The following is a 10,174-nucleotide window of genomic DNA, read 5'->3' as shown; positions in this document are numbered from 1 at the left end:
GATCGAGACCTTCCAGTACCTTGTCGGCGATATCGCCGCGCGTCGGCAGGCTGCCGTACTTCGCCATGACTTTCTGGCCATCCACTGAGTAGACGTATTCGAGGAATTCCTTCACAGCGTCGATCTTCTTCGTGCCCTTGGTGATGACGAAATTATCGCCGCCGGCGAAGGAGGACGGCGTTCCTTCGACGCCGGGAATGAGCGTGACCCCGAAATTGATGTCCGGATGTTCGGTCACCAGTGTGCCGATGGCAAAGGCGCCGAGGCTCTGCTGACCGATTTTGCCATTGGTGAAGGTGAGGAAGTTCGCGCCGTTGTCGCTTGCAGCTCCCGCCGGCACGAGGTCCTTCTTGACCATGTTGCGATAAATATCGACGGCCTTGCGCATTTGCGGGGTATCAAGCGTTGCTGCCTTGCTGTCGGCCGACAGGATATCGGCTCCGGCACCCCACACGAGCGGCGTGAAGGTGAATATCATGCAGCCACCGCAGCCGCCGCCGGAGAAATAAAATCCGTAGGTGTCTTCACCGAGTGCTCGGATCTTTTCCGCGTTGGCGGTAATTTCGTCCCATGTTGCCGGTGCCTTTTCCGGGTCGAGACCGGCCTTCTTGTAGAGATCCTTGTTCCACGCGAAGACCGATGTCTCGACGGAGAGCGGCAGGCCGTAAATCCGGTCCTGATAGGTTCCGAGGCGAACATGTGACGGCGACAGCGAATTGAAGTAAGGCAGAGCTTTTGCCCAGTCCGTCAGGTCCTCCAACTGGCCGGCCGCAGCAAAGGCGGGGTTATAGATAAGATCCATCGAAAGGGCGTCAGGAGCCTGTCCGCCGGCAATCGCGGTTGCATATTTCTGCACCAGTTCGGAAAATGGTACCTCGGTTGCGACGACCTGGTTTTCGTGGTTGGCGTTATAGGCTTCGACGACCTTCTTGAAGGCGTCGCCGATCCCCGAGCGGACCCACATTTCAACTTTTTCGGCGGCCGCTGCTCCGGATACCAGGCATAGGGTAGCGATGCTGGTCGCTGCTATTAGGCGCTTGATCATGACATTCCTCCCAATATGGCGCGTCTCCTTCGCGCCGCTTCTCATTCTTCGCGGGCATCACTCCCGCATGACTGCCGCACGATCAAACGGCACGGCAATTTCCGCACGCCGGGCTCGACGGGCCGGCCTTCGGCAAGGGCAAGCACGGTCAACCCTGCCTGACGCCCGAGTTCCTTCAATTCCATGTCGATCGTCGTCAGCGGCGGCCGCGTCTGTGCGGCGACGATCTCCCAATTGTCAAAGCCAACCACAGAAACGTCCTCCGGTACTTTGACGCCCCGTTCGCGCAGCGCGTCGACGACGCCGCGGGCAATCTGATCGTTGCCGCAGAAGATGCCATCGGGTTTTTCTCCGGCGCGGCTCCATATCTGGTCGACCGCTTCGTGACCCCAGGCCTCTGCCCACACGCCGTAAAGAACCGGTTCACCGTCACCTGCCAGCTCACGATAGGCAAAAGCGCGTTCGCGCACCGAAAAGAAGCTTTCAGGACCAGTAATATGGGCGATGCGGGAACGCCCGAGCCCGATCAGCCATTCCACAGCGAGCCTTGCGCCTTGTGCGTCATCCGAGCGGAAGCTCACGCTGCCCGGCATACCTTCCGTAAAGGCATAGACCACGGGTACCGGAATGCTCGACAAATCGACCGGAAGCTGCCGATCGACCCGTTTTCCCGATGCGATGATGCCATCGACCTGCTTGTCCAGCATCGCATCCACATGAATCTGCCCAAGAGCCGGATCATCCTCGATCGCACACAGGAAAACCGAAACTCCGTGATCGACAAGCGCTTCCGAAACGCCTGCCATTACCGGAAGGGTGAAGCGGCCATAGGTATCGTTGGTCAAAAGCCCGATAGTGAAGCTGCGCTTGCTCAAGAGGCCGCGCGCCAACGCGTTCGGCCTGAAGCCAATTTCCCGTGCGATGCGCTTGACCCGCTCGCGTGTTTCCTCGCCCATACGGCCCGTATCATTTAACGCCTTCGACGCCGTCGAGATGCTGACCCCGGCCGCAGCGGCTAGATCGTGGATCGTGATGCGGGTCTGCTTTCTTCCTGTTTGGTCCAGTCTCATTCTTCCACCCGTCGCCATAAGAGAAAACCTTTTCGCAACAATAATGTCAACTGCGAAAACGTTTTCTCAGCGTCAGGGAGGCGATCTTAGACCATTGTTCCGAACGATTAGACTGGTCGGGATCAGAAATCTAATGAGGATCTGGCAAGGCCTACTTGTTCTTTAGCAGCCACATTTTGCCCGCCATCGTGATCCCGTAGACGTCCTTTGAAGCATCATGATCGAGATGGCGCCGTTCCAGAAACCCGGACGCTTTTAACTCGTCCAGTGCCTTGCTGGTTACGGATTTCACTTTCTGCGGCCGTTCTTTCCAACGGTCGGTTTTCGCGTAGGTCACCGTGGCGTTTTGGTGCGTCCACTTCTTCGTCGGCTGAGGATAAAGATCACCGTCTCTTGCGAGTTTCAGTGCTGCGACCTGCGATGGCGTAAGTTCAATCATGGGTTCGATAGTCCTATGGTGGCGTTCTTTGCCGCGACTTAGCACAGATTCATGGAACCTCCTCAAAAACGGGGCGAAAAATTCAGATCATCTGCAAGCGGCAGCGGACATAAAGTGCCGCAAGGATTTCATCGGCGCGTCGCCGACAGACCGTCTGCTCGTGCTATTGAACTTTTGTCTTCCAGTCCGACTGTTTGCCCGTTTGTGGATTCCAAACGGGCATGACCAGTCCCGGCCATCCATTCATTCTACTTTTCGCGCGGCGCGATAAGGCCGCGAGCCGCTTCTACCATGACCTTCAGATGGTCTGGGCTGCGCACGCCCTGGCGATAGAGTTCGATCGTTATGGCAGCAATGCGCTCCGCTTCTTCGGAATCCTTGGCTACCTTGGCGTCCGATCGAACCTCGTCGAATACGCATTGGCACATCTCAAGGTCACGGGTATCGAGCGGCACGTCCGATCTGTTTATGATCGTCTGAACCATCTTGACCTCCATTCCGTACGGCCCGCCCGTTGCCAGGCGGGCCGCATGTCAAGCTAGAAGTCCATGCCGGCTCCGGGGGGCATGGCAGGGGCGGCGGCTTCCTTCTTGGGTTTTTCCGCCACCATCGCTTCGGTCGTCACCAGCAGGCCGGCAACGGAGGCAGCATCTTGAAGCGCTGTTCGCACGACCTTGACCGGGTCGATCACGCCCATCTGATAGAGATCGCCATATTCATTGGTCTGAGCATTCCAGCCGTAGGAGAATTCGGCTTTTTCTCGCAGCTTGCCGACGACGATCGACCCTTCCGCCCCGGCATTCTCGGCGATCTGGCGCACCGGGGATTCGATTGCGCGCCGGACGATCTCGACGCCGACACGCTGGTCAGAATTGGCCGCGCTGAGGTTGTCAAGCGCCTTGACGGCGCGCAGCAGTGCCACACCGCCGCCTGGCAGGATGCCTTCCTCGACTGCCGCACGGGTCGCATGCAGCGCATCGTCGACGCGGTCCTTCTTTTCCTTCACTTCGACTTCCGTCGAGCCGCCGACGCGGATGACGGCAACGCCGCCTGCGAGCTTGGCAAGGCGTTCCTGCAGCTTCTCGCGATCGTAGTCGGAGGTGGTTTCTTCGATCTGCGCCTTGATCTGCGCAACGCGGCCTTCGATGTCGGACTTGGCGCCGGCGCCGTCGATGATCGTGGTGTTTTCCTTCTCGACAACGATTTTCTTCGCATGGCCAAGCATGTCGAGGGTGACGGACTCGAGCTTGATGCCGAGGTCTTCGGAGATGACCGTACCACCGGTCAGGATCGCGATGTCTTCGAGCATGGCCTTGCGGCGGTCGCCGAAGCCCGGAGCCTTGACGGCAGCAATCTTCAGCCCGCCGCGCAGCTTGTTGACGACGAGCGTTGCAAGCGCTTCGCCTTCGACGTCTTCAGCGATGATGAGCAGCGGCTTGCCCGATTGTACGACGGCTTCGAGAACCGGAAGCATCGACTGCAGGTTGGAGAGCTTCTTCTCATGGATGAGAACATAAGGATCCTCAAGCTCGACCCGCATCTTGTCCTGATTGGTCACGAAGTACGGGCTGAGATAGCCGCGGTCGAACTGCATGCCTTCGACGACTTCGAGTTCGGTTTCGGCGGTCTTGGCTTCTTCGACAGTGATGACGCCTTCATTGCCGACCTTCTGCATGGCTTCAGCAAGGAAACTGCCGATTTCGGCATCCCCGTTGGCGGAGATCGAGCCGACCTGGGCGATTTCGGCATTATTGGAGATTTTGCGGGCGTTGTTCTTCAGTTCCTTGACGACGGCATCGACGGCAAGATCGATACCGCGCTTCAGGTCCATCGGGTTCATGCCGGCAGCAACGGCCTTGGCGCCTTCGCGAACGATCGCCTGGGCAAGAACGGTTGCTGTCGTCGTGCCATCGCCGGCAACGTCGCTGGTCTTGGACGCGACTTCGCGCAGCATCTGCGCGCCCATGTTTTCGAACTTGTCCTCAAGTTCGATTTCCTTGGCGACCGAAACACCGTCCTTGGTGATGCGTGGCGCGCCGAAGGACTTGTCGATCACGACGTTACGGCCCTTCGGGCCGAGCGTCACCTTCACCGCGTTGGCAAGCACGTCGACCCCGCGCAGCAAACGGTCACGCGCGTCGCTGTGGAATTTGACTTCTTTAGCAGCCATGTCTTCACTCCTCCATTGGGTAGTCGGCTGACGTTAGCTGAAAGGCGCGCCTCAAGCGGCCTTCTTGCCGGCCACCGGAACCTCGATGATGCCCATTACGTCGCTTTCCTTCATGATCAGCAGGTCTTCGCCGTTAATCTTGATCTCGGTGCCGGACCATTTACCGAACAGGATCCGGTCGCCCGCCTTGACGTCGAGGGGCTGGATCTGGCCGGCGTCGTTGCGCGCGCCGGGGCCGACGGCGATGACTTCGCCTTCCTGCGGTTTTTCCTTGGCGGTGTCGGGAATGATGATGCCGCCTTTGGTCCTTTCTTCAGACTCAACACGGCGGACGAGAATGCGATCATGAAGCGGTCGGAACGTCATGTCTTCCTCCATGGACGATGATGATCACTTATCACGCTCCCGGACCAGGCGACCAATCCGGGCTACCGAGCTGCTGACCGCTCGGCGGAAAAAATCTGCTACCGATTTTTTCGAATTTCAAGGGGCCGACGGCAAAAAATTAGCACTCTTATCAGGAGAGTGCTAACGGCGCGGAACGGAAGCTTCGCCATCGGCGTTTAATCTCTGATGCGGCGCAGGCAGTTCTGTGCAGTGTCAAGCGTATTCCGAAGAGTGACTTGTCGCCTGATACCCGAAAGGCAAAGGCGAGTGCGCCGGATGAGCTGGCGCGTTGAAAACATGGAGGCTTAGATGAGCGTTCGTGATCTTATTCCCTGGGGCCGCAGCAACAGTCCGGTCCCGACAGGCTATGCAGGCAGAGACCAGCATCCGTTCCTTGCGCTTCATCGCGAGATGAACAGGTTGTTCGATGATGTTTTCCGCGGCGTCGAGGGCCATTTTCCGACTGTCGGGTCCGGTTTCATGTTCGAAACGGCCTGGCCGAAGATCGAAGTCTCGGAGACGGACAAGGACATCCGTATCGTCGCCGAAATCCCAGGAATGGACGAGAAGGATATCGAACTTCTGATCGACAATGGCATCCTGACGATCCGCGGTGAAAAGCGCGCCGACAGCGAGGATAAGGACCGGCAATTCTCCGAGCGGTTCTATGGCCGCTTCGAGCGCCGCCTGTCGCTCAATAACGAGGTGCAGGAAGACAAGGTGGACGCTTCGTTCAAAAATGGCGTCTTGACGATCACCCTGCCACGCTCCGAAACGGCGCAATCGACCGCCAAGCGCATTACGATCAACAGCTAGGCTCCAAACATTGTTGCCAAAGCGCATCCGTGGCCGAGAAACTGGGCGGGACCGCTGGCAGCGGTCCCCTTCTCTTTGAACGAGCGCCAGGATGATTTGTCGGCGCCTGCGGTCGATGCCTCAGCCTCACTCCAGTAGTCCGCGAAAGAGCGACGCCATGCGCACGGGGCGTTGCTGAGTTGACTTTAACCGAAAAAGAGAACATAAAGGGAACAGATGTAACGGAGATGCTCATGACGCACGCAGAACTCGTTATACAGAATGCCATGGCTTTTGTTGCTGCATCCCGCTCGGCGCGCGAGCGCGATCTGGAACGGCGTGAAAAGCTGCTCGCGCGGATCCAGTTGATGAGACCGCCGAACCCCTATCTCGTTAAGACCCGCGGCGGTGAGCAGCTCAAACTTGACCTCGATCGCTGAGAGGCGTCTGCCATTTAGGCAGAAGAGGGTGTTGCCTGCGCCTGGCATGCTGTAGGCCTTCGTAACGACACGCATCGCGCGGCGCGTCGCAACAGCTGCGCGAAGACCTGAAGATCAGGAACATGAGAACCTCGGCCAGGGGACGGCAGAGGAACCGGGAAAGAACGTCACGAAGAAGGCCGAACTCAATCACTCAATCCTCACGGCGGCGTGGTTCCGCTTCGATCTCCCCGGCTGGAAATCCTACTTCCAACTGGCACAGACACCGCAAATATTCAAAAACCTGGACTCGTGGATACGCCACCGCCTTCGGGCCATCCAGCTCAAGCAATGGGGCAAAGGAACCACGGTCTATAGCCGTCTCCGCAGCCTCGGAGCTCACCATGAGTGGGCGGCACTCATAGCCGGAGGCCGGGACATTGTGGAGGCACAGCGAAGCTGGGCTGAGCCGGGTCCTGACGGTTGGACACTTCGACGCCCTCGGCTTCCCCCGACTTGCATGACCACAACTTCTCGAACCGCCCGGTGCGGACCCGCATGCCGGGTGGTGTGGCAGGGGTACGGCTTAATCGCCGTCCCCTATGCCGATGAATGCGAACGAAAACCATCGGCCGGCCGGCCAGGAGATGTCATGAACAATTTTCTCGCAAAGACGCTTGCTTCCATCAATGCCCTTATTGCAATCGTCATTTTGGCCTTCTTCACGCTGTCCGGCGCAACCGCCGCCTCGGCTCAAGGCGGGTCCGGAATGTTCGTGATCGGAGCGATTTTTGGCGCGATCGCCGGCATCGTGGTCGCCGCCCTGGTCTGCGGAACGATCGCCTTTTTGACGCTGATAGAGCGCCACCTGAGTGTCATTGCCGCTGCAGCCAGGCAATCTGAGGGGCAATGAGGCCTCAATCCTTATTATGGAGGCTCCTGAGCGGCTTCTTGAGAATGCTCTCGCGGAGCGACATGCCGGGTTCGCGGTGCGGGCTGGCAGCCGGGTCTTGAGAGAACACCGGCCGCTGGGACGTTGTCTCTTCGCGGCGCATCTCTCGCCGGAGAGCTTCCAGGCGGCTATCCAAAGATGTCTGCGGCGGTGCGGTTTGTGGCTCGCGCGGCGCATGGCTGCGCGGCAGCATGTCCGGCCTGTAGGAATCGGTCGGCGCCAGCGGCGGCGCAGAGACGGACGCCGGATAGGAAGCATCCTCCGACGGCTCTTCGTCGTCGAACAGCATGTCGCTCTGCGCGGCACTGTAGCTTTGCTGGAAAGAGGAAATATCCGGACCGCCGCTGACGGCGCGCATGCGCGTCACGATCTTGCGCAGATCGACCGTATCGGGATCCTCGTCGGAATGCTTGGCGGTCGCCCCGTTCGCCTTCGGCAGCAAATGCTGCTCGACGCGCGAAAAGCGCATGCGCATCGGCACGCTGATCGCTTCGCCGAAGGCGATCGCTTCGCCGTTGCCGATCGAGGAAATGAAGCTCGTCGTCGAAATCGACGAATTCGGGATTGCCGATCTTATGATGTCCTGGTCGCGATCGTTGGCAAGGCGCATGGCAAACAGCGTTGAGCACTGTGAGAGGATCGTCTGGTCGAGTTCGCCGGGGCGCTGCGTGATGATGCCGAGCGAGACGCCGTACTTGCGGCCTTCCTTGGCGATGCGGGCGATGGCCTGGCGCGTCGGGATGAAGCCGAGGTTCGGATCGGCCGGAACATAGCGGTGCGCTTCTTCGCAGACGACGAGCATATGGACAGCGCCGTCACTCCAGAGCCCGATTTCGAAGGCCATGCGGCACAGGACGGAGGCGACCGAATTCACCACTTCCGAGGGGATCCCGGAAAGCTGGAACGTGCAGATCGGCCGGTCGTCGCCAGGAATGCGGAATATCTGCGCCACGGTGTCCATGATCGTGTCGCTGATCGTGTTGTTGGAGAACATGAAGTGGTAGCGCGGATCGTTGATTGCCGCGATGATGCGCATCTTCAACGAGCGCAGGAAGGGTTTTTCGGCGCGGCCTTCGAGACGGCCGATGCGCTCGTCGATAAGCGCCAGCAGGTCGGCCATGCGGTAGGGGACCGGCGTGTCGGCGGTGATCGAGCTCTTCTCGGTGGTGCGGCGGACGAGAGAATTGTCGCTGCCGCGAAAGGCGCGCTTGGCGTCCGGCATGATGTCGCGAAGCATGTCGAGTTCCTCAGGCACTGGCGCGCGGCCGCGGAAGACGACTTCTGCGAATTCTTCAAGCCGCATCAGCCAGAAGGGCAGGTCGAGCGTGTCGGTATCGATGACGACCGAATGCTTCGGGAAAGCGGCGGCGAATTCGTTGTGCGGATCAAGGATCAGGACGCGCAACTTCGGATCGGCTTCGATCGCCTTGTGCAAGAGCAGCGAGACGGCCGTGGATTTGCCGACGCCCGTGGAGCCGACGATGGCGAAATGCTTGGAAAGCATCGAGGGGATGTGGATCGCCGCATCGATGCTTTCGTCCTGGGTGAGGTTGCCGATGACCGCCGTCGTCCCGGTGCCTGCGTCGTAGATGCGCATCAGATCGGCGGCGCGGATGCGGTGCGCAATCGCGCCGAGATGGGGATAGCATGAGATGCCGGTCGAGAATTCCTCGCGGCCGTCTTCCTCGACGCGGACTTCGCCGAGCAGCTCGGTCTCGATCCTGAAATAGTTGTCCTCTCCTTCGCCCCAGGCATGCGTGCCGGTGTTCATGGCGTAAACGAGGGCGACGACGCGGTTTCGGCCGACGCTGATCGAAATCAGGCGGCCGACGGACCACAGTTCGGTGAGATCGGTGCCGCCGGCCTCCGCGACGGCGGCGATGGTCGCGCGCGAGCCGCTGCACGCGACGACGCGGCCGAGGAAGCGATTCCCGGGGGTTAGATTGTCGCGGCGATCCTGATCGCTGGCCTTGCCTGACGTTGGCAAGTCGTTGTTGAGCAACGGCCTACTCCCTGCGTTAGCAGGCGATCATATGATTTATCCTTTAACAAAACCCTTCGGGTCTCTTGTTTTTTAACGGGATAACCGGCGCTACGTCTTTTAGTGCGCGCCGTTTTTTTATTTCGGGAAGCGTTGACGCTATGAAATTTTCTGTCTATCAATTGCGCCCATGAAAATAGCAGCAGTTCTTATTGTGGTGGGAAAGCGCATGGGCAGGATGGTGTAACCATCCGGCGATAGCCACCCATGCGCTAGTTGACAGGCTCCCTCTGGGGCCTTTTTTTATGCCTGAAATCCAGGCCTCCGCACCGAAGACCTCAATTCCAGCAGTCAAAACGGAACAGAAAACATGACGGGCACGGACAACCAAACACCAGACAATCGGATGACAGGCGCGGAGATCGTTCTGCGGGCGCTGAAGGACAACGGCGTCGAACATCTCTTCGGCTATCCGGGCGGTGCGGTGCTGCCGATCTATGACGAGATATTCCAGCAGGAGGAGATCAAGCATATCCTGGTCCGCCACGAGCAGGGCGCCGGCCATGCGGCCGAAGGCTATGCACGCTCGACCGGCAAGGTCGGCGTCATGCTAGTCACCTCCGGTCCGGGTGCAACCAATGCCGTCACGCCGCTGCAGGACGCGCTGATGGACTCCATCCCGCTGGTCTGCCTCACTGGCCAGGTACCGACCTCGCTCATCGGTTCCGATGCCTTCCAGGAATGCGATACCGTCGGCATCACACGCCCCTGCACCAAGCACAACTGGTTGGTCAAGGACGTCAATGAGCTCGCTGCCATCATCCATGAAGCCTTCCGCATCGCGCAGTCCGGCCGTCCCGGCCCGGTCGTCCTCGCTACTCCGAAGCACACACAGATCTCGACCGGCACCGACACG

At 59.4% G+C, this 10,174-nt stretch carries 11 protein-coding genes; 4 read left to right on the top strand and 7 right to left on the bottom strand.

Annotation, left to right across the window (positions count from 1 at the left end; genetic code table 11):
* The 6 genes from C9413_RS20595 to groES all read right to left on the bottom strand — a co-directional run.
* On the bottom strand, window positions 1-1,045 hold a 1,045-nt coding region (locus C9413_RS20595; RefSeq protein ID WP_170250836.1), incomplete at its 3' end, for a sugar ABC transporter substrate-binding protein.
* Between the two features lie 41 nt (window positions 1,046-1,086).
* Window positions 1,087-2,115 carry a LacI family DNA-binding transcriptional regulator gene (locus C9413_RS20590; RefSeq protein ID WP_052451811.1) on the bottom strand — a complete coding sequence of 343 codons (1,029 nt, stop codon included), beginning with the start codon at window positions 2,113-2,115 and terminating at the stop codon, window positions 1,087-1,089.
* Window positions 2,116-2,266: 151 nt separating this feature from the next.
* A complete protein-coding gene (locus C9413_RS20585; RefSeq protein WP_040115617.1) occupies window positions 2,267-2,554 on the bottom strand; it encodes a hypothetical protein in 288 nt (95 codons plus the stop codon).
* 248 nt (window positions 2,555-2,802) lie between these two features.
* Window positions 2,803-3,039 carry a hypothetical protein gene (locus C9413_RS20580; protein WP_040116602.1) on the bottom strand — a complete coding sequence of 79 codons (237 nt, stop codon included), beginning with the start codon at window positions 3,037-3,039 and terminating at the stop codon, window positions 2,803-2,805.
* 53 nt (window positions 3,040-3,092) lie between these two features.
* Complete coding sequence (groL, locus tag C9413_RS20575; RefSeq protein ID WP_040115616.1) at window positions 3,093-4,724, bottom strand: chaperonin GroEL; 1,632 nt, start codon at window positions 4,722-4,724, stop codon at window positions 3,093-3,095.
* A gap of 51 nt (window positions 4,725-4,775) precedes the next feature.
* Complete coding sequence (gene groES, locus C9413_RS20570) at window positions 4,776-5,090, bottom strand: co-chaperone GroES (protein WP_040115615.1); 315 nt, start codon at window positions 5,088-5,090, stop codon at window positions 4,776-4,778.
* 330 nt (window positions 5,091-5,420) lie between these two features.
* Here groES and C9413_RS20565 point away from each other — a divergent pair, with 330 nt between their 5' ends.
* The 3 genes from C9413_RS20565 to C9413_RS20550 all read left to right on the top strand — a co-directional run bounded on the left by C9413_RS20565 (window position 5,421) and on the right by C9413_RS20550 (window position 7,238).
* Window positions 5,421-5,927, top strand: a complete 507-nt coding sequence (locus tag C9413_RS20565) for an Hsp20/alpha crystallin family protein (protein ID WP_040115614.1) — start codon at window positions 5,421-5,423, stop codon at window positions 5,925-5,927.
* Window positions 5,928-6,154: 227 nt separating this feature from the next.
* The gene (locus tag C9413_RS20560) at window positions 6,155-6,346 is read left to right on the top strand and encodes a hypothetical protein (protein WP_223844162.1); all 192 of its coding nucleotides are present in this window, start codon (window positions 6,155-6,157) and stop codon (window positions 6,344-6,346) included.
* 631 nt (window positions 6,347-6,977) lie between these two features.
* Window positions 6,978-7,238 (top strand): hypothetical protein, encoded by a 261-nt coding sequence (locus tag C9413_RS20550; protein WP_039845299.1) that lies wholly within the window; start codon window positions 6,978-6,980, stop codon window positions 7,236-7,238.
* 4 nt (window positions 7,239-7,242) lie between these two features.
* Here the strand turns inward: C9413_RS20550 and C9413_RS20545 are convergent, their stop codons facing one another.
* Window positions 7,243-9,279 carry an ATP-binding protein gene (locus tag C9413_RS20545; protein WP_039845298.1) on the bottom strand — a complete coding sequence of 679 codons (2,037 nt, stop codon included), beginning with the start codon at window positions 9,277-9,279 and terminating at the stop codon, window positions 7,243-7,245.
* Between the two features lie 349 nt (window positions 9,280-9,628).
* On the opposite strand from C9413_RS20545, the gene C9413_RS20540 reads away from it, so the two are divergent.
* Window positions 9,629-10,174 (top strand): thiamine pyrophosphate-binding protein (locus tag C9413_RS20540; protein ID WP_246703805.1); only part of this gene is annotated, 546 nt, incomplete at its 3' end.

The sequence above is a fragment of the Rhizobium sp. SEMIA 4085 genome, from assembly GCF_013004495.1.
GTDB classification, from domain to species: Bacteria; Pseudomonadota; Alphaproteobacteria; order Rhizobiales; family Rhizobiaceae; genus Rhizobium; species Rhizobium gallicum.
Note: the sequence above shows the minus strand (reverse complement) of the source record. Positions and strands in the feature narration are given on the sequence as shown.

Excerpts from the sequence above, each read along its gene's own strand:
- groES (WP_040115615.1), bottom strand. The coding sequence starts at position 5,090 with ATGACGTTCCGACCGCTTCATGATCGCATTCTCGTCCGCCGTGTTGAG.
- groL (WP_040115616.1), bottom strand. The coding sequence starts at position 4,724 with ATGGCTGCTAAAGAAGTCAAATTCCACAGCGACGCGCGTGACCGTTTG.
- C9413_RS20580 (WP_040116602.1), bottom strand. The coding sequence starts at position 3,039 with ATGGTTCAGACGATCATAAACAGATCGGACGTGCCGCTCGATACCCGT.
- C9413_RS20565 (WP_040115614.1), top strand. The coding sequence starts at position 5,421 with ATGAGCGTTCGTGATCTTATTCCCTGGGGCCGCAGCAACAGTCCGGTC.
- C9413_RS20590 (WP_052451811.1), bottom strand. The coding sequence starts at position 2,115 with ATGAGACTGGACCAAACAGGAAGAAAGCAGACCCGCATCACGATCCAC.
- C9413_RS20560 (WP_223844162.1), top strand. The coding sequence starts at position 6,155 with ATGCTCATGACGCACGCAGAACTCGTTATACAGAATGCCATGGCTTTT.
- C9413_RS20550 (WP_039845299.1), top strand. The coding sequence starts at position 6,978 with ATGAACAATTTTCTCGCAAAGACGCTTGCTTCCATCAATGCCCTTATT.
- C9413_RS20585 (WP_040115617.1), bottom strand. The coding sequence starts at position 2,554 with ATGATTGAACTTACGCCATCGCAGGTCGCAGCACTGAAACTCGCAAGA.